This is a genomic window from Lysinibacillus sp. RS10, assembly GCF_041956855.1.
GTDB classification, from domain to species: Bacteria; Bacillota; Bacilli; order Bacillales_A; family Planococcaceae; genus Lysinibacillus; species Lysinibacillus xylanilyticus_A.
Genome location: NZ_CP167122.1, coordinates 855820 through 877252, shown reverse-complemented (window position 1 = coordinate 877252; position 21433 = coordinate 855820). Strand labels below are relative to the sequence as shown.

21 protein-coding genes and 1 riboswitch are annotated in these 21433 nt (G+C 38.7%); of the genes, 3 read left to right on the top strand and 18 right to left on the bottom strand.

Annotation, left to right across the window (positions count from 1 at the left end):
* Positions 1–63: 63 nt before the first annotated feature.
* The 8 genes from ltrA to ACB089_RS04405 all read right to left on the bottom strand — a co-directional run bounded on the left by ltrA (position 64) and on the right by ACB089_RS04405 (position 6658).
* Positions 64–1329, bottom strand: coding sequence for a group II intron reverse transcriptase/maturase (gene ltrA / locus ACB089_RS04440; protein ID WP_374965264.1), 1266 nt, complete (start codon positions 1327–1329; stop codon positions 64–66).
* Positions 1330–1902: 573 nt separating this feature from the next.
* Positions 1903–2739 carry a MetQ/NlpA family ABC transporter substrate-binding protein gene (locus ACB089_RS04435; protein WP_374965458.1) on the bottom strand — a complete coding sequence of 279 codons (837 nt, stop codon included), beginning with the start codon at positions 2737–2739 and terminating at the stop codon, positions 1903–1905.
* Between the two features lie 67 nt (positions 2740–2806).
* Positions 2807–3475, bottom strand: a complete 669-nt coding sequence (locus ACB089_RS04430) for a methionine ABC transporter permease (protein ID WP_374965457.1) — start codon at positions 3473–3475, stop codon at positions 2807–2809.
* A complete protein-coding gene (locus tag ACB089_RS04425; protein WP_068985359.1) occupies positions 3465–4493 on the bottom strand; it encodes a methionine ABC transporter ATP-binding protein in 1029 nt (342 codons plus the stop codon). Before ACB089_RS04425 ends, ACB089_RS04430 begins: the two co-directional genes overlap by 11 nt.
* Before the next feature lie 340 nt (positions 4494–4833).
* Positions 4834–4937: riboswitch (SAM riboswitch) on the bottom strand.
* Positions 4938–4990: 53 nt separating this feature from the next.
* Positions 4991–5302 (bottom strand): thioredoxin family protein, encoded by a 312-nt coding sequence (locus tag ACB089_RS04420; RefSeq protein WP_068985360.1) that lies wholly within the window; start codon positions 5300–5302, stop codon positions 4991–4993.
* Positions 5303–5316: 14 nt separating this feature from the next.
* Positions 5317–5658: a hypothetical protein gene (locus ACB089_RS04415; protein ID WP_068985361.1), complete on the bottom strand. Its 342-nt coding sequence runs from the start codon at positions 5656–5658 to the stop codon at positions 5317–5319.
* A 180-nt stretch (positions 5659–5838) separates the two neighbouring features.
* Positions 5839–6219 (bottom strand): glycine cleavage system protein GcvH, encoded by a 381-nt coding sequence (gcvH, locus tag ACB089_RS04410; protein WP_368637829.1) that lies wholly within the window; start codon positions 6217–6219, stop codon positions 5839–5841.
* Between the two features lie 82 nt (positions 6220–6301).
* Positions 6302–6658, bottom strand: coding sequence for an arsenate reductase family protein (locus ACB089_RS04405; RefSeq protein WP_374965456.1), 357 nt, complete (start codon positions 6656–6658; stop codon positions 6302–6304).
* A 105-nt stretch (positions 6659–6763) separates the two neighbouring features.
* Here ACB089_RS04405 and ACB089_RS04400 point away from each other — a divergent pair, with 105 nt between their 5' ends.
* The gene (locus tag ACB089_RS04400; RefSeq protein ID WP_374965455.1) at positions 6764–6979 is read left to right on the top strand and encodes a hypothetical protein; all 216 of its coding nucleotides are present in this window, start codon (positions 6764–6766) and stop codon (positions 6977–6979) included.
* A gap of 98 nt (positions 6980–7077) precedes the next feature.
* On the opposite strand, the gene ACB089_RS04395 is transcribed toward ACB089_RS04400, so the two are convergent.
* The 3 genes from ACB089_RS04395 to ACB089_RS04385 all read right to left on the bottom strand — a co-directional run bounded on the left by ACB089_RS04395 (position 7078) and on the right by ACB089_RS04385 (position 12601).
* Positions 7078–8862, bottom strand: coding sequence for an acyl-CoA dehydrogenase family protein (locus ACB089_RS04395; protein ID WP_374965454.1), 1785 nt, complete (start codon positions 8860–8862; stop codon positions 7078–7080).
* Positions 8863–8990: 128 nt separating this feature from the next.
* The gene (locus ACB089_RS04390; RefSeq protein WP_374965453.1) at positions 8991–10163 is read right to left on the bottom strand and encodes an acetyl-CoA C-acetyltransferase; all 1173 of its coding nucleotides are present in this window, start codon (positions 10161–10163) and stop codon (positions 8991–8993) included.
* Positions 10164–10216: 53 nt separating this feature from the next.
* Positions 10217–12601: a 3-hydroxyacyl-CoA dehydrogenase NAD-binding domain-containing protein gene (locus ACB089_RS04385; protein ID WP_374965452.1), complete on the bottom strand. Its 2385-nt coding sequence runs from the start codon at positions 12599–12601 to the stop codon at positions 10217–10219.
* A 386-nt stretch (positions 12602–12987) separates the two neighbouring features.
* Between ACB089_RS04385 and ACB089_RS04380 the strand changes: the two genes are divergently transcribed.
* Both ACB089_RS04380 and ACB089_RS04375 read left to right on the top strand, forming a co-directional pair.
* Positions 12988–13341: a thioredoxin family protein gene (locus tag ACB089_RS04380; RefSeq protein WP_374965451.1), complete on the top strand. Its 354-nt coding sequence runs from the start codon at positions 12988–12990 to the stop codon at positions 13339–13341.
* Positions 13342–13400: 59 nt separating this feature from the next.
* Positions 13401–13904, top strand: coding sequence for a C39 family peptidase (locus ACB089_RS04375; RefSeq protein ID WP_374967510.1), 504 nt, complete (start codon positions 13401–13403; stop codon positions 13902–13904).
* Positions 13905–13954: 50 nt separating this feature from the next.
* Here ACB089_RS04375 and spoIIP read toward each other — a convergent pair whose 3' ends face one another.
* The 7 genes from spoIIP to ACB089_RS04340 all read right to left on the bottom strand — a co-directional run bounded on the left by spoIIP (position 13955) and on the right by ACB089_RS04340 (position 21357).
* On the bottom strand, positions 13955–14878 hold the full coding sequence (gene spoIIP / locus ACB089_RS04370) for a stage II sporulation protein P (RefSeq protein ID WP_374965450.1): 924 nt from the start codon (positions 14876–14878) through the stop codon (positions 13955–13957).
* Positions 14868–15407: an RNA polymerase sigma factor gene (locus ACB089_RS04365; protein ID WP_374965449.1), complete on the bottom strand. Its 540-nt coding sequence runs from the start codon at positions 15405–15407 to the stop codon at positions 14868–14870. The genes spoIIP and ACB089_RS04365 overlap by 11 nt, the downstream gene beginning before the upstream one ends.
* Before the next feature lie 123 nt (positions 15408–15530).
* Positions 15531–16418, bottom strand: a complete 888-nt coding sequence (locus tag ACB089_RS04360) for a 5'-3' exonuclease H3TH domain-containing protein (protein WP_374965448.1) — start codon at positions 16416–16418, stop codon at positions 15531–15533.
* A 438-nt stretch (positions 16419–16856) separates the two neighbouring features.
* Positions 16857–17873, bottom strand: coding sequence for a polysaccharide deacetylase family protein (locus tag ACB089_RS04355; protein WP_374965447.1), 1017 nt, complete (start codon positions 17871–17873; stop codon positions 16857–16859).
* Positions 17861–18607 (bottom strand): hypothetical protein, encoded by a 747-nt coding sequence (locus ACB089_RS04350; protein WP_374965446.1) that lies wholly within the window; start codon positions 18605–18607, stop codon positions 17861–17863. Before ACB089_RS04350 ends, ACB089_RS04355 begins: the two co-directional genes overlap by 13 nt.
* Positions 18588–20270, bottom strand: coding sequence for a GNAT family N-acetyltransferase (locus ACB089_RS04345; RefSeq protein ID WP_374965445.1), 1683 nt, complete (start codon positions 20268–20270; stop codon positions 18588–18590). The genes ACB089_RS04350 and ACB089_RS04345 overlap by 20 nt, the downstream gene beginning before the upstream one ends.
* Positions 20263–21357: a glycosyltransferase family 4 protein gene (locus ACB089_RS04340; protein ID WP_374965444.1), complete on the bottom strand. Its 1095-nt coding sequence runs from the start codon at positions 21355–21357 to the stop codon at positions 20263–20265. Before ACB089_RS04340 ends, ACB089_RS04345 begins: the two co-directional genes overlap by 8 nt.
* Positions 21358–21433 lie beyond the last annotated feature (76 nt).

Here is a 21433-nt window from a genome sequence, read left to right as displayed (position 1 = left end):
AATTGACTAGTCGACCTCTCACACCACCGTACGTACGGTTCCGTATACGGCGGTTCGAAAGTTTTATGGTTTTAAAATGATTTGGGAGAGACTTTTTAAATTTTGTTTCTCCCAGTATTTATTATTTAGGGCTCTATTTATGATTGGATTATTGGATGAACGCCAATATCCCTTTCGGGTATTTGCTATTCTGTAAGCGTCGTTCGGGCAGATACCAAGTTTCTTAAGGTTGCGATACTTGGTTGTGGTTTTCTTCCACTCTTTCCATCGACACGCTCTCAATCTTCGGCGTATATGGGCATCCATCTTTTTAGCGTATTCTCCAATGTCCGCGATTTTAAAGTAATTAACCCATCCCTGAATCAGGTAGTTGAGGCATTTAATTCTTTCATCCATTCGCATGCTTCGATTGCGATTCGTGAGATGGCGGATTCTATCTTCCAATTTCTGTTTACTTTTCTTCGGCACGTAAATCCTTGTTTGTTGCTTGTTTCGGTAGAAACTCACTCCTAAGAATGTCCGTGCTCTCGGCTTTCCCACTGCGGATTTCTCCTCATTTACCTTAAGCTTTAGTTTCTTTTCGATAAATGTTGTCATCCCTAATTTCACACGCTCTCCTGCTTTTAGACTTTTAACATAGATATTGCAGTCATCTGCGTAACGGACGAATCTGTGACCTCGTTTTTCAAGCTCTTTATCTAGTTCATGGAGAAGGATATTACTAAGTAGTGGACTCAGTGGGCCACCTTGTGGCGTGCCTTCTTGGCTATGTACTACGACCCCATTTGCCATAGTGCCAGCGTTGAGAAACTTACGGATTAGCTTTAAGGTTGGCTTATCCTTAATATATCCCGCAACTAGTGACATCAGTTTATCGTGTTGGACACGGTCAAAGAATTTTTCAAGGTCCATGTCTACCACGAATTTGTAGCCTTCATCCATATAAGATTGCGCTTGTGTAATTGCTTGATGGGCACTTTTATTTGGACGAAAACCATAGCTATAGTCACTGAAAATTGGGTCGATGATTGGTGTTAAGATTTGAACAACCGCTTGTTGAATAACGCGGTCTGTTACAGTTGGGATTCCCAATTTTCTCGTATCACCATTTCCTTTCGGAATTTCTACCCGTTTTACCGGTTGCGGTGTATATTGCCCTGTTTGAATTTGGCGAGTAATCTTTTCTTTATTTTCTTTTAAGTATTGGCGTGTTGCCTCTATATCTTTCGCATCGACTCCGGCAGCCCCTTTATTTCTACGTACCTTCTTAAAAGCTTCATTTAGATTATCTCGGTCTGTTATTAAATAAATTAGTCCATTTGTATCCATATGTTCTCATGGTATAGGTATGCATATGAACAGTTCCACTCTTTTCGTTGCGCGATTCACGTTCTGCGTTTCAAGGCAGCGAAAAGTCTTACGATTGGCTGTGTCTTCACTGTCATATAATGTGCCCTTCCATGTTCACTCCTTTCGTTCAGCCCTTCCCATTACTGGTACTATGGCTTCTGCTGACTTCTGATGATTCAGCTATCTATCACTAAATAGGTTCTGTTTCCAGGTATTCATCAGATCTCCCGGGGTAAGTCCGTCCACTTTCACCTCATATATCCGCCACATTTATTGCCCTGACTTCCGTGGATATTTTGGATTTTGATTTGTTTGGCAATCTCGTCCAGTCAGGACAACCTCGAATGTGATTCGTGTACCTCGGACCAAGGTTTTACCGCCTGCTTCCTTCAGATTCCGTGTCACCACGGACACCCTTGCACTTGGCTAGTGGTTCGCATATCCCAACGCCCACAGTGAACTTTCATCACCTAGTTGACGGACATGCCCGGCACACCAAAAAAATAGTACAAACCTAAGTTTGTACTATTACATCCACTGAATGAGGATTAATTATTTAACTGGAACTACCGAGCCTTCCCACTTTTCAACGATGAAGTCTTGGATTTCTTTAGACGTTAATACTTCTACTAATTTTTTAATTTCTGGTTTTGTTTCATCACCAGCGCGTACTGTAATAATGTTGACATATGGAGACTCTTTATCTTCAAGAGAAATAGAATCTTCCATTGGATTTAGACCGTTGTCGATTGCGTAGTTAGAATTGATAAGAACTGCATCACCTTCATTATTTTCATACATTTGTACAAGCATTTCAGGAGCTGTATTTGCATCGAATTTGAAGTTTTTAGGATTTCCTTCGATATCTTTAAGCTCAGCAGATGTTTTATCTACCCCATCCTTTAGTTTAATTAAGCCCTTAGCTTCTAATAATGAAAGCATGCGCCCGTGGTCTGCAACAGAGTTAGAAAGTAAAATTGTTGCACCCTCTGGTAGATCATCAAGAGATTTATACTCTTTAGAGTAGATACCGATTGGCTCGATATGAATACCACCAGCGTTTACAAAATCATAACCTTTATCTTTAATTTCCTTCTCTAAATAAGGAATATGTTGGAAGTAGTTTGCATCAATTTCTTCAGATTCTAAATCTTGGTTTGGTAATACATAATCTTGATATGTTGCAATTTCAAGATCGATACCTTGTTTAGCTAAAATTGGTTTTGCTTGTTCTAGAATAACTGCGTGAGGTACATTTGAAGCACCTACTTTTAATGTTACATTTTCTTTACCGTCTGTTCCGTTTGTATCTTCTTTTTTACCAGCACCACAAGCAGCTAAAGCTAGTACCAGTACTGATAAGAATAATCCTGCTAATAATTTCTTCATTTTATTACACTCCTTTAATCTTGTTTAAATATGTTAGTGGTATAAAACCAAAATAACCCTGTAATTCTTAGCGTTTATCGGTTTTCGCTGTAATCATATCGCCAATCCATTGAATGATAAATACAACTACTAAGATTAAAATAGTCGCCATTAATGTCACATCTCCATGATTACGTTGGAAACCGTCTAAGAAAGCTGAATTCCCCAAACCGCCTGCACCGATAATACCTGCCATCGCAGTATAACCAACAAGTGCTACGGCAGTAACTGTAATACCTGAAATAAGTGCTGGTAACGATTCTGGAATTAATACTTTCCAAATAATCGTTGACGTTTTAGCCCCCATTGAACGAGCTGCTTCAATAACACCCTTATCAATTTCACGTAATGCAATTAATACCATTCGTGCATAGAATGGTGCAGCACCAATAATTAATGCTGGTAAAGCTGCGTTCGCTCCGCGAATTGTGTCAAGTAAAAATTTCGTAAATGGAATTAATAAAATGATTAGCACAATAAACGGAATAGAACGAAAAATGTTAACAATCGAATTTGTCAAAAAATTCACAATTTTATTTGCCCATAGTTGGGTTGGACTTGTTAAAAATAGTACGATCCCAATTGCTAAGCCAAGTATAAATGTGATAACTGTAGAGATCGTTGTCATGTACAATGTTTGATACGTAGCTTCCCACATTTTTTCCCAGTCGACATTCGGAAAGAGACTAGTTAGCATTTGCAATCACCTCCGTTTGTACTTCGACTGTATTTAAGTAGTTAAGTGCATCCGCAACATTATCCTTTGAGCCGTTTATTTGCACTATAAGTGTACCGTACGCACCATTTTTCGTTTGCGAAATATTACCATGTACAATGCTTACTTCCACATCAAACTGTTTCACAAGATGTGAAATGACAGGCTGCTCTGTTTTTTCTCCTACAAAGATCAGCTTTACAAGTTGTCCAGTAGGGTAATTTGCTTTAATTTGAGCCACAGTTTCCTGTGTTTCTTTCGTATCTGTAATTTGAGAAACAAATTTTTTCGTAATGGTAGCTTGCGGTGCTTGGAATACTTGTAATACCTCACCACGCTCTACAATTTCTCCGGCTTCCATAACCGCTACACGATGACAAATTTTGCGAATAACGTGCATTTCATGTGTAATTAATACGATCGTTAGACCTAAGCGTTCATTAATATCGACAAGTAGATCAAGGATAGCATCTGTTGTCTCCGGATCGAGTGCAGACGTTGCCTCATCGCATAATAATACCTCTGGGTTATTAGCAAGCGCGCGCGCAATACCTACACGTTGCTTTTGTCCCCCTGATAGCTGTGATGGATACGCCTTAGCACGTCCCCCCAAGCCAACAAGTGTGATCAATTCGTTCACTCGTGCTTCACGTTGTGCCTTTGGAACACCTGCGATTTCTAGTGGGAAAGCGATATTTTCCTCAACAGTTCTTGACCAAAGTAAATTAAAATGCTGGAAAATCATACTTACCTTTTGTCTAGCATCTCTGAGCTTTTGCCCCTTTATAGATGAAAATTCTTGATTGTTAACCGTCACCGTACCAGTTGTAGGCTTTTCTAAACCGTTTAATAAGCGAATCATCGTACTTTTACCAGCGCCACTATAGCCGATAATGCCAAAAATTTCACCTTTATTGATTGAAAGATTGACGTCTTTGACTGCAGTTAATTCGCCATTCGCGGTTTTGTATTTTTTTGTAATATTCTGAAGTTGAATCATAGCGAATTCTCCTTTTCTCATATCAATTATGCCCCGACATAATAGCGTTCGGAATCGGTTTGTGCTTAGGCCTGCACGAGGGACGACACGATGTCGGTCATTTCGATAATGCCACAGGACGTGGCGTTTTTACCGATGCAGGTCAGTTAGCCGTTATCGCATGGATGCGATGATTTTAGGCTAACATCCTATATTGAACTCATTTCCGATTCCATGACATCCGCCGAAGGCATTGAGCCAACGTGATGTTGGTCACTCAGTCGTGTGTTGAAAGTAGTTAAAAAGACCCCTTCACTTATAGACAAGTAGAAGGGGTCACGTAATTATACGCTAAACCGTTCTCTCATCTTTCAAAGATAAATCTTTGAGTGATTTGGCACCTTTTCACTTTGTGATGGTTGCCGGGCTTCATAGGGCACTTCCCTCCGCCACTCTTTATAAGAGTTCGATATATTTATTTTTTTTAGTATATTCGTACTTTATCACGCTATCAAAGTTCAGTCAATTGATTTTTTTAGCAATTCGTATAAAAATGGTACGGATTGAAAGGCATATACCTTTTCTGTTACTTTTCCGCCATCACACACGAGTAAACATGGTACACTTTCGATTTTATTATCAAAAGCTATGTGCTCTATAAAATTAATATTCGCTTTACCAACCTGTAGCTGTGGCAGCAATTGCTCGACAATCGTCATCATTTTCGATGCAACTGCACACGTTCCACACATAGGCGTATATAAATAAAAGGCAGCCTTTTCACCGGACTGTACAGCCGTATCCCACTGCTCTTTTGACCATTCTTCCATCTTTTCACGCAACCTTACAAAATATATTCATTATGGATTGAGAAGTGTGCACGCAGCAATATCATCGCTAACACCTTTCTCGGAGTTGTCTCAACTTCCTTATATGTCGGCATCGTACGTAAATGCTCAGCCTCTGGATAATGTCTGTCCATTAATGCCCGTAGCTTATCACCCGATGTATCTGCATCAAAAAATGTATAAAGCTCACAGCCCTCATATGGATCGAGTAACTCTTCTAATTGATGTACACCAATGGTACCATTCGTACAAAGTATTATAACATCTTCACTTAAAATAGGTTTAATTTGAAGTTTATCCGAACGACCTTCGACAATTAAGCATTTTCCCTCGAACATCACGCCACCCCCATTAGACATATACCTTATAGCTCATTATATCCATTACGCTCTGTCGGTGATCATATAAGACACCCATTGATAAGGGCCTACAACGGCTTTCGTCTCCCCAACTATAGTGGGAAATGATTAAAGATAATAAAAAACGCCGGTGATTTCCGACGTTTTTTAGGGCTTGTCTTATTCAGCAATCATTTCTTCGTATTGCTCAGCTGTCATAAGCTTTTCAACTTCTGATGCATCAGCAAGCTCTACAACGATCATCCATGCTTTTTCATATGGTGATTCATTCACGAATTCTGGGCTATCTTCTAAATCTGCATTTACTTCAACTACTGTACCTGAGATTGGTGCGTATAATTCAGAAACTGTTTTTACAGATTCTACACTACCGAATGGATCATCTGTTTTAATTTCGTCGCCAACTTGTGGAAGCTCAACGAAAACGATATCTCCAAGTTCAGATTGTGCGAAGTGAGAAATACCGATACGTACTTTACCATCTTCTAATTTTACCCATTCATGCTCTTCAGAGTAACGTAAGTCTTTTGGTGTGCTCATGCAATAAACCCCTCCATAAAATATGTAGTATATTCACTTTCAGTTTGCCATACTTCTCCTATAAAAACAAGGATAAATAGGGTTATTTCCAAGCTTGCTCAAAATCTGATTCTTTAAACCCTAAAGTTACTTTTTTCCCATCTGTTACGATTGGACGTTTAATCAGCATACCATCTGAAGCAAGCAGTTCAAGCTGCTCCTCTTCAGTCATGTCAACAAGCTTATCCTTTAAGCCAAGCTCACGATATTTCATACCAGAAGTATTGAAAAATTTCTTTAATGGCAGTCCACTTTCTTGCCATAAATTCGTTAATTCGTCCTTTGTAGGCGGTTGCTCGACAATATGTACCTCTTCGAATGAAATCTCATTGTCCTTTAACCATTTTTGAGCTTTTTTACAAGTAGTACATTTTGGATAATGAATAAATTGAATCGTCATTTAAAGGCTCCTCTACTATCATTTTTAGGACACTACATTTTCAGCGTCTCCCTCATTTTCTGTAGTATACCATCATAACCGTTACGAACCAAAATGAAACTCATTATGACAAAGCGTGGGGGTGATTTCCGTTCCGGCTGGCTGTGCGAAAGCGCAGCGGCAGCAACAATTTGGGCGAAGGAAATGTCTCGTTGCTCCAAAATGTCGATCGCTGATAAAATATCTAGAACCGCTGATAATAACATGAAAATCGCTGATAAAATACCAAGAATCGCTGATAACAACATGAAAATCGCTGATAAAATAGAATCGCGCGCCTAGCTGGAACGGAAATCCCCCCTCATTTTGCAAGAGCTATACTTTTATTTTCAACAAAAAACCTGGCTATCACATGTCGGATAGCCAGGTTAAGTCTGTTATTAAACTACATATTTTTCAGCTTCAATTAATTTAACAGAAGCTTCGCGTTTCTTCGCGATTAAGTTGTACGGATTGTTGCGCGTTAACTTACGTAGTGCAGACAATGTCATGCGTGCAGCGTCGCCGTCTGCTGAAGCAAGAATCGTATCCTTTGCTTCTTTTTCAATTTCTGCAAATGCTTCTTGGCAGAAGATTTGAGTGTAAAGTAATTTTTGATGTGCTTTTTCAACTCCGTCACGAGCAATCGCTTTTTCTGTACGTAATACAGCTGATTCCATAGCGAACAGTTGGTTTGTGATATTTGCAATATTCACCAATACTTCTTGCTCTTGATCAAGCTTTGCGCCGTAGCGTTGTGCTGCTAAACCTGCTGCTAATACAGCAATTTTCTTCGCATTTTTTACAAGATATTTTTCTTGTGCTAGCGGCTCTGTGCCAACATCCTCAGGCATTAGCATAAGAAGCTCCTGTTGTAAGTTTTGAGCAACTTGTAGCAATGGCAATTCACCTTTTAATGCCTTTTTCATAAATGTACCTGGTACAATCATGCGGTTAATTTCATTAGTACCTTCAAAAATACGGTTAATACGTGAATCGCGATAAATACGCTCTACTTCGTATTCAGCCATAAAGCCGTAACCACCGTGTAATTGAACCGCTTCATCTGCAATGTAATCTAAAGTCTCAGAACCAAATACTTTCGCAATAGAACATTCAATAGCATACTCAGCAATTGCACTAGCAATAACTTTCCCTTGCTTTTGCTCATCTGGGCTTAGCTGGCTTAAACGATCCTCAAATAAACCTACAGTACGATAATTTAATGACTCAGACGCATACAATTGTGAAGCCATTGTCGATAATTTTTCTTTTGTTAGATTGAAATCAGACAACTTTGTTTTAAATTGTTGACGTTGGTTTGTATATTGAATCGCTAGCTCTAAAGCACGCTTCGAGCCACCAATCGTTCCTACCCCCAGTTTATAACGACCGATATTTAAAATATTAAAGGCAATAACATGACCGCGACCCACTTCACCTAATAAGTTTTCTGCAGGTACTTCCGCATCTTCAAGTACTAATGTACGAGTTGATGAAGATTTAATACCCATTTTCTTCTCTTCTGGGCCAACCGATACACCATTGAAAGTACGTTCTACGATAAATGCTGAGAATTTGTCGCCATCAATTTTTGCATAAACAACAAATACATCTGCAAAGCCTGCATTTGTAATCCATTGCTTTTCACCATTTAAAATATAATGTGTACCTGCATCATTTAACTTCGCAGTCGTTTTTGCACCTAATGCATCAGAACCTGAACCTGGCTCTGTTAATGCGTAGGCAGCAATTAATTCACCTGACGCAAGCTTCGGTAAATACTTTTTCTTTTGATCTTCATTTCCAAAAAGTACGATTGGTAAAGAACCAATACCTACATGTGCACCGTGTGTAATAGAGAAGCCACCAGCAACAGACATTTTTTCTGCGATTAATGCAGAAGAAACTTTGTCTAAGCCTAGACCCTCATATTCTTCAGGTACATCTGCACTTAGTAAGCCGAGCTCACCTGCGCTTTTTAGTAGACGAACTGAATGCTCAAATTCATGGTTTTCTAATTTTTCAACGACTGGTAACACTTCATTTGCAACATACTCTTCTGTTGTTTTAGCAATCATCTTATGCTCATCTGTGAAATCTTCTGGTGTAAATACACGATTTAATTCCACATCTTCAATAATAAATCCGCCGCCTTTAATGAAATCCGTTGTTTTTTCTGTCATTCTAAATTCCTCCCTATGCATCTATTGTTAATGGCTTTTTTTCCCGATATATAGAAAAGCTTGAAGCACCTTGTCCGGAGGCAACCAGAAACGCCGCACTCCAAGCTTATCTAGCGAAAATAAAGAAGTTAAAGAATTTCAAATACTCCTGCTGCACCCATACCGCCGCCAATACACATTGTCACGACACCATATTTTTTACCTTGGCGCTTCAGTTCATGAATAAGCTTTAATGTTAAAATGGCTCCCGTTGCACCGAGTGGGTGACCAACGGCAATTGCTCCACCATTGACATTTACTTTATTTTGGTCAATGCCTAATTGACGTACGACCTGTAAGGACTGTGACGCGAATGCTTCATTAATTTCCCATAAGTCAATATCATCTATTGATAAACCTGCAATTTCAAGTGCTTTTGGTACTGCCACGATTGGACCAATACCCATCACCTCAGGAGGTACGCCACCAACTGCAAAGCCTAAAAACTTAGCCATTGGTGTAAGCCCTTGCTTTTCAGCTTCCTCACGATCCATCACAAGTACTGCTGCTGCACCATCAGAAGTTTGAGAGGCATTACCAGCTGTAACACTTCCCTGTACATGGAAGGCTGGACGAAGCTTCGCTAAACCTTCTACAGATGTCCCTGGACGTACACCTTCATCCATACTAAAAGTGAATTTTTTCACTTGTGGTTTGTTGTTATCATCTACATAATGTTGTTCCACTTCGATAGGTACAATTTCATCATTGAATTTACCTTCTTTAATCGCTTTTTCTGCAAGCTCATGTGAACGAACAGCAAATGCATCCTGATCTTCTCGGCTAACATTGTACTGACGTGCCACTTCCTCAGCCGTATGCCCCATCCCCATATAATATTGCGGAGCAGTTTCTGCTAAAGTCGGATTTAAGCGAGGTGTATTACCGACCATTGGCACCATACTCATCGACTCGACGCCACCCGCAAGAATCGCCTTAGAATGTCCTAGCATTACACGCTCTGCTGCAAAAGCAATTGCTTGTAAACCTGATGAACAGAATCTATTAATTGTCAGCGCTGGTGTTGTATCTGGTAACCCGGCAAGCGCTCCTATATTACGCGCTACGTTCATGCCCTGCTCAGCTTCAGGCATTGCACATCCTAAAATTAAATCGTCAATCGGACCTTCATAGCCCGCTCTTTTCAATGTTTCTTTGACAACAACTGCTCCAAAATCATCTGGTCTAACTGTTGCTAAAGAACCCTTCTTCGCTTTTCCAATCGGAGTTCGTGCTCCTGCTACAATAACGGCTTCACGCATCGTATTAATCCCCCTTTGTTTCATGTGCAAGTATGGTTAATTCAGTCTTAACGTTAGTTACGCAGTGGTTTTCCCTTTAAAAGCATGTGTTGCATTCTTTGTTGAGATAAAGGATCTGCAACTAAGCTTAGGAACGCCTCACGCTCAAGGTTTAAAAGGTATTGTTCATCGACTAATGTGCCATATGGAACTTTACCACCAGCAATGACATACGCTAATTTTTTAGCGATTTTTAAATCGTGTTCACTAATATAGCCTGATTCAAACATTCCTTGCGCACCGATTAGTAGCGTACCGTAGCCTGATGCACCGACTACAGGAACTTTCGTAGGTACAGGTGCTTGATAGCCTGCCTCATAAAGCGCTAGTGCAGCTTGTTTTGCATCATATAGTTGGTGATCCGGGTTAACAGAAATCCCATCGGCAAAATTCAAGAAATTATTATCACGCGCTTCTTCACCTGATGTCGAGACTTTTGCCATCGCAATTGTTTCAAATACTTTATTAGCAATAGTTTGATAGTCTACCTCAACGCCATTTGGTAAGCCTTTGAGGAATTTTTGGTAAAGTGCCTTATTCCCGCCACCGCCAGGAATTAACCCTACACCGACTTCTACTAAGCCCATATACGTCTCCATTGTTGCTTGAATATGTGCAGCTGGTAAGCAGACCTCCGAGCCGCCGCCAAGTGTCATGCCAAAAGGTGCTGCCACAACTGGCTTGCGAGAGTATTTAATCTTTTGCATGGCATCTTGGAATGCTTTAATAACGAAATCTAGCTCAAAAATATTATCATCCTGTGCTTCTACTAAAATCATTCCTAGATTAGCACCAACACAGAAGTTTTTCCCTTGGTTACCGATGACTAAGCCTTTATAGTTAGCTTCTACTTCATCGATCGCAAAGTTAATCATTTGAATAATGTCTAAGCCTATTGCATTTGATTGAGAGTGGAATTCAAGTAATGCAATTCCGTCACCTAAATCTATTAAGCTAGCACCTGTATTTGATTTAATAACGCCATGTTTTTTCTTATAGCGTTTTAAGTTAATTTCTTTTTCATTAACTGGCACTTTAACGTATTCAGAGCCATTATAAAATGCAAGGTCACCGTCAATTTCTGAATAGAAAGTTTCAAAGCCGCTTGCTAACATATCTTTGACAAATGCCGGCACCTCACGACCCTCCGCCTCCATTTTAGCTACGGACTCTTTCACGCCAATTGCATCCCATAGTTCAAACGGACCTTGCTGCCAGCCGAAGCCCCATTTCATAGCATTGTCAATCGCAACAATATCATCAGCAATTTCACCGTGTAGCTGTGCTGAGTAAATTAACGTTGGCGCGAATATCCCCCATAATAACTCTCCTGTACGATCCTTAGCATACGTTAATGCTTTCACTTTATTTGCTAAGCCACGAGTTTGTTTCACCATTTCGATAGATGGTGTTTTTAATTTTTTCACTGGGCTATACGTTAATGTGCTTGGATCAATTTCAAGTATTTCTTTACCTTGCTTTATGAAGAACCCTTGACCAGATTTTGCTCCTAGCCAACCGTTTGTGACCATTTTCTGTAGGAATTTTGGTACTGCAAATACTTGCTGCTCTTCACCTGTCGTTTGATCATAGACGTTTTTCGCTACGTGGATAAATGTATCTAACCCAACTACATCTAGCGTTCGGAAGGTAGCAGATTTTGGACGCCCGATTAATGGACCCGTTACAGAATCCACCTCACCAACCGAATAACTACCTTTCATCATTTCTTGTAAAGTGATGAGTAAACCGTACGTTCCAATTCGATTGGCAATGAAGTTCGGTGTATCCTTAGCAAGTACGACACCTTTCCCAAGTACATCTTCGCCAAATGTTTTCATAAAGCTTACAACCTCTGGCGCTGTTGTGTTCGCCGGAATGACTTCCAGTAATTTCAAATAGCGAGGTGGGTTGAAAAAGTGAGTTCCCAGGAAATGCTTTTTAAAATCTTCGGAACGCCCTTCTGCCATTGCATTTATGCTTATGCCAGATGTGTTTGAACTAAGAATTGTGCCAGGTTTACGTACTGCATCAATTTTTTCATATAGGCTTTGTTTAATCGCTAAATTTTCAACGACAACTTCAATGATCCAATCTACATCTTTTAATTTCTCTAAATCGTCCTCAAAGTTACCAACCGTTAGTAGTGATAAATTTTTCTTAGAAGTAAGTGGTGCTGGCTTTTGCTTTAATAACTTTTGAAGAGCCCCGTTTACAATACGATTTCTTACCGCAGGATGCTCTAAAGAAAGACCCTTTGCTTCTTCCTCTTTTATTAGTTCCTTCGGTGCAATGTCTAATAATAATGTTGGAATACCGATGTTTGCTAAATGTGCTGCAATCCCAGAACCCATTACTCCAGAACCTAGAACAGCCGCTTTTTTAATGTTATAAGTCACAAGCAATTCCCCCTTATTCTCCCATTGAATGAATAGCCATTCATTTTTTGTTCAAAAAAATATCAAGTTTACCTTAGTGTATATTCGTCCAGGTTTTGCATTGATCTAGTTCAATTCAAGTTTAACGCGCTGGCGCCTTCTGTGACATACGACTGAGGCTTATCTTCGTTCAGCTACCATTTTTATATCAGAGGTAAATATTTTCCGCTGAATGAAAATAAAACTACTTTTTCTGATTTTAGTGTAGATTATTTTGTTTAATTTAGCAATCTTTTTTCATCATTATTTTTTACAATTTACAACTTTTTTTGTTTTTCACGAGCGAAAACGAAACAATAAGTAGATAACAATCATACCAAACAGAAAACTTTCAGGTTGTGCAAAAAATGTGTAGAATGGAAAGCAAGGAGAGTGAAACACTAATGAAAACAATTACAACTGCTGAACAATTTAATGAGCTAATTTCTGGTGACAAAAAGGTTCTAGTGAAATTTTACGCTGGCTGGTGCCCAGATTGCACACGCATGGATATGTTCATCGATCCAATTATCGAAGAGTACAGCCAATATGACTGGTACGACCTTAATCGCGATGAGCTTCCAGAAATTGCGGACAAATATGATGTAATGGGTATTCCAAGCCTACTAATTTTCCAAAACGGTGAAAAATTAGCGCACTTACATAGTGCCAATGCTAAATCACCTCAGCAAGTTATTGAGTTCTTATCTGCACAACAATAATCAAAAAAGGAGCTGCATTTCTTATTGAAATGCAGCTCTTTTTTAGAAAGGAAATTATGATGCGCAAACAATTATCACTGCTCGGAAAATCACAATATGATGCATCGATTTCGCCAAACTATCGTAATTCTGCCTGTGGACCTACAACTGTACACGTAGTCTTAAACTATTTAGAAGATCAAGCTCCTTCGGTAAATGAACTTTATAAACTTCTTGGCGGCACAAAAATCGGGTTATTTAAATGGCGTCTAATTCGCAATCTTCGCCGGCTTCGTCCAACATGGGATATTCGTGATTGTACATTAAAGGAGGCAATGCAGGAAATCGATGCAGGTCGCCCTGTCGCCATACGCTTCGACCGCTATTTTAGCCTAAATTGGGGCGATAAAAAATCGGCCTTCGCCTATCATTGGGTACCTCTTATTGGCTATGAAATACGAAATGATGAGCTATTGTTAATATTCCATGATAATGGTGGCCGTGATCGTGAAAGTAAAATTCGAACGGCTCCTTTTAAAGATAATAAAAAAGTATTGAGCTTCGTGAAAATTACACCGAACTAAGTGAGAGCGTGCCTGCAATGTCTAGACACGTTCTTCTTATAATTCAACGCTTATTTACTTTTCTCAAGAATATCCTTTAAAACTTGTGCCAAAATATCTGTTGTTCTATACATTTCTTCCATCGTATTTTCTATACCTCCCATTTCTAATAATACTGAATTATCATGGAGCTCTTGATTATAGGTATTTGGGGGATTGCCCTCTTTTTCTATTACACCTATTGATAGTCCCGGATATAATCCTTCTAATTGTTCATGAAGCTGAGTTGCAAATTTTTTATTCACTTCATAGTTTCCATTCGTTTTCGATACGACAAATTTAATTCTTGCGTACTCTTTCCCTTTAATTTCAATTGTGGAATCCCGTCTTTTATTAGAATCTCGATGTATATCAAAAACCATGCGAATACTGTCATTTTCAGCTAAGACTTTTTGTAAATTTTCCCGTGACACTTTATATGAATCAGGAAAATGTAAACCCTTTTGTTTTAAGATTCCGGCTATATCTGTCTCATCATGAATGGATGGAACCTGTATTTCCTTTAATGCTCTACTTAATTCTTTTCCTACCAATGTTACATTTTTCGTATCACTATACGTCTGCCCTCTATACACCTGCTCACTATCCACCTCCTGTGTAGGAAGCTCTGGAATAAATGATTCTATATTATGCGAATGATATATATATACAACAGGTTCTTTTTCGTCCATTGCGTAGGAAGATGACGCCCCTCCAAAACTATGGATGACCTCTGAAACTTTACCATTTCCATTAAAGAAGATTAACCATGAAAAAATAAATGCACACACTAGAACGCTGCTTGAAATCACAGAGAACTTTGTTAAGATTCTTTTTTTCCTCATACTTCGTGCTCGTTGCCTAAGCGTATTCTCAGTTGCAGAAACAAATTCCTTTCTAGGATGTTGAGGGTACATTTCTTTCAACATATCAAATAAATCTTTTTCATTTTGCATTTGTCAAAACCCCCTCTATTTCAATATTCAGTTTTCTTTTAAGCTCTTTCAGGGCTCTGTGATAATCAACTTTTACCTTCACTTCACTACATTGAAGAATTTCTGAAGTCTCGATAATGGTGAACTCATTAATACCTCGAAGAATGACTACTGCTCTGTAATTAGGTTTTAATTTAGCAATGGCATCATGTATAAGTCGTTTTAATTCTGTTACTTCAAATTCCTCATCAGGCTTCTTTTCATTCGATGTTAACTGATTAAAAAAACCGTCCTTGAATAGAGAGGTAAACCTTTTCTTCCTATAGTGATCTATTGCCACATGTTTTGCGATCGAAAAAATCCATGTTTTTAAGTTATATTTACCATCAAAGTTCGATAAACCTTTTAAGACACGAATGAACACTTCTTGGGTCAAATCTTCCGCATCATTTTGATTTCCCGTAAAACAAACAAGAAATCTATAAACGTCTAAGTAATACAAATTGTAGATTTCAACTATTCTTGATTCCAAGTTATTTGAATCAATCAATCTTTCCCCTCCTTTTACTTATTTGCTTATAATTCGTTTGAGGTTAGGAAAAGGTTACAAAAATTTGTATAAAAAAGCAGAGCATATTTCTATACTCTGCGTTGATGACCATGATGTTTGTTTTTAAATGAGTGAATACAGTGAGCGTGCCTGCTTGGCGATTAATGTGTAGCCATGTTGTTCTATTTCTTTGAACGTTTGAGGTTCGTAATTAGGTAATACTAAGCTCGCTAATTCTGCCTCGATTGGTACGTTTGTTTGAATGGTTGCAAGCTCGTGTGACAATTTTAGCATGTCTAGATTTTCTTTAATTTTTGTACGTTGACCTGGCTTTAATTCATCTATTGATGTAAGAACATTTTCAATAGAACCATACGTTTGAATTAATGTAAGTGCTTGCTTTGGTCCAATTCCTTTAACGCCTGGATAACCATCACTCGTATCCCCCATAAAAGCTTTAACCTGTGCAAATTGAACTGGTTCGATGCCATATTCTTCTGTAAAGCGTGTATGCGTATAAACGTCATACTCTGTGTAGCCTTTTTTTGTAAAAGCAATTTCCGTAGATGGTCTTAAAAGCTGTAGTAAATCCTTGTCGCCACTAATTACCGTAATGTCAGCCTCATCCTGCCATTTCGTAATCATCGAGCCAATTAAATCATCTGCCTCCATCCCTTTAACACCGAAATTTTGCCAGCCGATTTGTTCAGATAAATTTTTCGCCATATCAAATTGTGGCAGCATTTCCTCTGGTGGTGCTGGACGATTAGCCTTATAGCCATCAAATAATTCGTTACGGAATGTATGGGCACCCATATCCCAACAAACAGCAAGATGTGTTGGCTTCATGATAGATTGTGCCGTTAATACATGACGCACAAATCCTTGGGCACCATTGGTCGGTGTCCCATCCGCAAGGCGAATATAATGCCCCATCGCAGCTGACGCAAAAAACGAACGGAATAATAGCGCCATACCATCAACAATTAATAATTTTGGTTTTGTAGTCATGATAAATAATCCTCTCTATAACAATACAATGATTGTAGTAATTCATTATTAAGCATTGTTCTATTATAGCAAACTATCATTAAACTTCATTGTAAATATATACAAACCATTATTCCACGTCCCGCTTCATCACTACCTAATACCAGTCTTGCCTTTCTTTGAAATACATGTATTGTGGTGATGAGCAAAATTGAAGTCAATTGCCCTGTGTTACTTTATCATCCACTTGAAATTACCTAAAGAAATACCTTCAACATTAATAGGACCATTCCATTTACCCCTATAACATAAAAAGTAGCAAACTAGGCAATGTTCTAGTTTGCTACTTTTTTTGCTTGGATAAAGTGAACACTAATCTAATCCACTCCACTTCTTTGCTTTCGATGAATGTTGAGATGGGCGTCTTGTACCTGACGTATCTCTTTCGGTACAAATAAATTACTGTCCGTTAATGCGAGACAAGTTTTGGCAAAGCTCCGCGACCTCGTGCATCGTATAACTTTGAAAGTTATATTGATGACGTAATTCCTGATAATACTGTAAAATTTCTTCAAGCATAGCTAAATTTTTTTCAATATTTTTGCCAAAATTATGAGGATGCCACCATAGATGATAAAAAGCTTCAGACGTTGCAGCTGCATGCATGCCCTCTTTAATACGTTTAATCTTGAAGCCCTCAAAAAAACGTAATGGGCTACAATATGGCCTTAAAAATGCACTTGAACGAATGTTAATAAATGAATCCTTTTGCATTTCAGCTAATGTTACTAGATGATTTCCTGTTACATTAACATAGCTATCCAGCCATTTCTTCGCACCTAATAGCCGACCTTTTTTCGTAAATTTTCGAGGATCGTACAACGGGTGTTTTTCATTCCCTCTATAGCAAACAAACCCCACTTCCTGACAAGCTGTGAAATACGCTTCATTCACTTGATTTCGTGGAAATACAATCGACTTCATCGGTGCGATATACTCTTCACAAATCATGGCAGTAGCATGTAAATCTGCACGGAAATTCGCTTCAGTTTGGCCAGCTTCTAAACAATAAAAATGTGAAAATGTATGACTTCCTATTTCCTGATGTGGTGTACATTTAATCTTCTCAATTAAGGAGTTGCCAAAATGTAAGAGGTCCTCCTGCTCATTTTCTCCTACTTTTATAAGTTGTGTATGTGCTGCATAGCGCATGTTTTTATATTTTACCGGGATACCTCGTAAGTAATGAGCCATTTCTGCTTTTGTTTCTGCAAACAATAAACCAACTGTTGCCCAGGTTGCATGAATACCGTATTGTTCAAACAACGCCAGTATTTCAGGCAATGCCTCACGTACACCGTATAAGTTTTTATTGTATTGACCGTATTTAAATACATCGTGGACACCCCAATTTAGCTCAAAATCTAAAGATATGACAAGACCCCCACGGTTTACTTTGATTGCTACTTCCTCCATTTTTGCACGCCCAGTAACAGTGCACTTATTTTGGATTGAGTAATGTAGCCGGAATAAACATTGACAACCTGTCCACCGAAGCCCAGTTTAAACTCACGAACATTTTGGTCATCTGTTAGCTTCCCCATATCATATAAATCAAAGCCTTGCTCCTTTAAATGCAATAAATTATGCCATAGTAAGAAACGATTTGCATAACGAACTGGTCGTTGTAAATCATCTGGCATCATTTGTGAATGACAAGTCGCTGCATAGTAGGACATTGCTTTTTTAGCGTGTACAATATCGAGTCTATAGCATAATGTTTGTCCACAAATACTTCGAATCTCGGACAACCATAGTGCCCCTTGATCCTTTAAGAGCGTAATGGCTTCCATTTGAGACTTACTAATTAGCTCGAGTTTTTTCCTTTTGGCAAAATTATTATAAAACTGCTGAAAGGCTCGTAAATTTTCTTCTGATGGTTCCTTATAAATAAAAACTTGATAGGACTCTTTTTGTGCACGACGAAGTATTTTTCGATTACTTTCTGAAAGTGCAAGATATAATGATAACTCACTTTCTGTAAGGTGAATATGAACCGTTTCACTTTTAACAAGTTTACGGCTAGGTACAAGTGAATGTGTATAACCAACAACCTTCATTGATTTTCTAAAATTAGCTGGCTTTTCTACAAAATAAAAATGCTGCATTGCGATATTCCATCGCTTACTTTTAATGGACAGAATGAACATCGCCCCCACTCTCTGTGTATTTTTCTACATGATTTCGTTCATAACGAGCACATTTGAAATGTTTCATTCGAGAAATACGTTTATAACCTAGCTGCAATAGTCGTTTACGCTTTCGCCATTGCCAAAAGCTTGCTGTGACCCAAAGTGTTTGTGCAGGTTTCATTTTTTGGAAAAAAGCTGTTATAATATCGATATTTTTATAAACATCATAGGTTAAAAAATAGGTCTGCTTCGGCAATGCTTCAACAATTTGCAATTCATCTACACGCCAGTTCACAGCATGTAACGCAAACGCAATTTTATTTGTTTCAGCAAAGGAATCTTTAAAAATGGTATACCCCTTATAAAATAGAGAAATAATTTCTTCATCATCGAGTTGCATCGCCTCCTGTATTGACAACTCCTCAAACAAATCTCCTACAGGTCGATGCGGTGTGACACTATCTGATGGGGATAATTCATATAAATCCACTTGCTTAAAACGAATAAATTTTTCTACGAATAGTTGTCCATATTCTAGCCAATCTTTTACCTTTCCATACTTTACTAAGTACCGTAATTGACCGAGCGTATTGCGTTTCCATTCAACAACACGATAATTGCCTTTTAACAATTCCTTTATTCGTGCCTTCAGCGAATAATGACCTACTAATAGCTTTGCCCGCTTCGTTCCACTGCCTACAAGCATACGCCTTGTAAAATCAATACTAGAGCGCCAATCGAACTTATAAGGCTCATAACCAATACTCATATCGAATAAATGATAGTTTTCAGAAAAGGTGCGCTTGATAATTTCCTGATTAACTAATCTACCAGGCCCAAATATATTAAATGTCGGCTCATGCGCAAGGGCGTAAGTGACATAACGTCCTCGACAGCAAATTCCATAGGTAAAGGCAATCCATTGGTTTTCAAAAACAAGTGCGTCTACCTCGACTTGCAATGCCTCCCCTTTAAGAAGTGTTAGCCGTTCGAAAAAATCTCTTTTCTTTCCTTTTGTAAAATCACTCGTATCTAGCTTTTTGGCCCATCGCCGATCAAACAATCTAAACATTTGCCAAAGCTCGTCCTGCGAAGGTACTGCCCTCGTTAATGAACCTAAATTCCGCAGCTTTCGTTCCCTTCTATCCACACCATGCATTTTTCTACGTTGATTAAAATGCTTATGGAAATCTATATCGTGAAAGGCAAGATACGGTGTCACTACACGAAAAATACTCGGGTGTAACTGCCTTTCAACAAAATATTGTTCAATCACCTTTGTAGACTCTTTGCTTTCCAATAATCCATGAAACGAAAATATGACATGTTTATGCCGTTCGATGAGCTGATCAAATACAAAGGTTATAGCGGGCAACAGCCATTCCTTTTTCGCTACAACACCTGAATAATTTGCAATATTTTCTCCCGTAAAGGAATAAATTCGTATCCCCCATCGAAGTCGAACTGTGAATGGGAAAAAGGCAATGATATGACCATTTTCTTCAACAGCATAGAGCTCAACACGCGCTCTTCGCCCAACTATTTGCCACCAGTTATAAAACCAAGCAAATTCTATAAATGGATTATCATTAACCTCAGTTGCTAAAATTTCATCCCAAATATCCTTGTACCACATGAGCTCATCATCTGTTCGAATGCGAATTAATTGCAAATCAATCACCTTTCTTAGCCGACTTTGATACAGCCTGTTCGTAGACAAATAGCGTTTTCTGATACATTGGTAGAAACGTAAAATTCCTTAAAAAGCAACGTTCACTGGCGTCCCCCATTTTTTGACGCAAGTTCTCATCCATCAACAATTGTTTAAGCCTTTTCTTTAGTAAATCTGTATCATCTCGGTTCATTAAAAATCCATTCTCGTGATCAGAAACTAGCTCATTGACGCCACCTACATTCGTGGCGATAATCGGAAGTCCTGCCCGCATCGCCTCAATAATTGAGATCGGTAAGCCCTCCCAATCGGATAGCAAGACAAATAAATGACTGTCCTCAAGCAAAGATGTGACCTCTAATTGGTTGCCTAAAAATGTGACACGATCCGTTAAGCCTTTATTGGCTACAAATGTTTCTAAATTAGGACGCAGTGAGCCATCACCTATCAATTGAAGGCGCCAAGGGATATCAGAAAGCTCTGCTAAAGCCTCTAGCAGTAAATCCTGTCTTTTTGGCACTTCAAAGCGAGCAACCATCACAATTAGTGGATGCTCCTCGTTCTCTCGATTAGGTGCTACTCGCTTATCTATTTGGTCAATGCCATTATGAATTGTGAGCATTTTATGGGCAGGAGCAATTCTTTTTGTTAGTGCTAGCTTGCGATCATATTCAGATACCGTAATAATTTTAGCTGTTAACGTCTGAACTGATTTTTCCATCCGACTATACAAAATCTTTTTTTTATGCGGTACGCCTTCTGTAAAACTCCAGCTATGGGCTGTAAAAACAGTTGGAATGCCTAAAAGACTACCTACTACACGTCCAATTGCACCCGCTTTTGATGAATGTGCCGCAATAATATCGGGTTTTATTTTTTTAAAAGCGGCTCTCAATTGCCACAAGGATTGTAAATCTTTTTTTAAATGAATCGCTCGTTGCATGGCTGGGATACTGATAACATCAATTTTTTCTGCTTGTAAGCGCCACAGTGATGGATCGTATAGGCCTGTTACAATAGTTACCTCATGAGCGTCTTGCTTTAATTTTATGGCAAGTGCCTCCACATGCTTTTGCGCTCCGCCAATCTTATCCATACGTGTAATAAGCTGAACAATTCTCAGTACCTAACACTCCTTATTTTTATCAATTGTGCCTTGGCATAATTGCGTC

Coding starts and splice junctions, on each gene's coding strand:
- ACB089_RS04400 (WP_374965455.1), top strand. CDS start 6,764: ATGACAAAGCGTGGGGGTGATTTCCGTTCCGGCTGGCTGTGCGAAAGC.
- ACB089_RS04340 (WP_374965444.1), bottom strand. CDS start 21,357: ATGGATAAGATTGGCGGAGCGCAAAAGCATGTGGAGGCACTTGCCATA.
- ACB089_RS04355 (WP_374965447.1), bottom strand. CDS start 17,873: ATGGAGGAAGTAGCAATCAAAGTAAACCGTGGGGGTCTTGTCATATCT.
- ACB089_RS04405 (WP_374965456.1), bottom strand. CDS start 6,658: ATGACGATTCAATTTATTCATTATCCAAAATGTACTACTTGTAAAAAA.
- ACB089_RS04360 (WP_374965448.1), bottom strand. CDS start 16,418: ATGACTACAAAACCAAAATTATTAATTGTTGATGGTATGGCGCTATTA.
- ACB089_RS04430 (WP_374965457.1), bottom strand. CDS start 3,475: ATGCTAACTAGTCTCTTTCCGAATGTCGACTGGGAAAAAATGTGGGAA.
- ltrA (WP_374965264.1), bottom strand. CDS start 1,329: ATGGATACAAATGGACTAATTTATTTAATAACAGACCGAGATAATCTA.
- ACB089_RS04420 (WP_068985360.1), bottom strand. CDS start 5,302: ATGGAAGAATGGTCAAAAGAGCAGTGGGATACGGCTGTACAGTCCGGT.
- ACB089_RS04415 (WP_068985361.1), bottom strand. CDS start 5,658: ATGTTCGAGGGAAAATGCTTAATTGTCGAAGGTCGTTCGGATAAACTT.
- ACB089_RS04375 (WP_374967510.1), top strand. CDS start 13,401: ATGCGCAAACAATTATCACTGCTCGGAAAATCACAATATGATGCATCG.
- ACB089_RS04395 (WP_374965454.1), bottom strand. CDS start 8,862: ATGACAGAAAAAACAACGGATTTCATTAAAGGCGGCGGATTTATTATT.
- ACB089_RS04425 (WP_068985359.1), bottom strand. CDS start 4,493: ATGATTCAACTTCAGAATATTACAAAAAAATACAAAACCGCGAATGGC.
- gcvH (WP_368637829.1), bottom strand. CDS start 6,219: ATGAGCACACCAAAAGACTTACGTTACTCTGAAGAGCATGAATGGGTA.
- ACB089_RS04435 (WP_374965458.1), bottom strand. CDS start 2,739: ATGAAGAAATTATTAGCAGGATTATTCTTATCAGTACTGGTACTAGCT.
- ACB089_RS04350 (WP_374965446.1), bottom strand. CDS start 18,607: ATGTTCATTCTGTCCATTAAAAGTAAGCGATGGAATATCGCAATGCAG.
- spoIIP (WP_374965450.1), bottom strand. CDS start 14,878: ATGCAAAATGAAAAAGATTTATTTGATATGTTGAAAGAAATGTACCCT.
- ACB089_RS04390 (WP_374965453.1), bottom strand. CDS start 10,163: ATGCGTGAAGCCGTTATTGTAGCAGGAGCACGAACTCCGATTGGAAAA.
- ACB089_RS04380 (WP_374965451.1), top strand. CDS start 12,988: ATGTGTAGAATGGAAAGCAAGGAGAGTGAAACACTAATGAAAACAATT.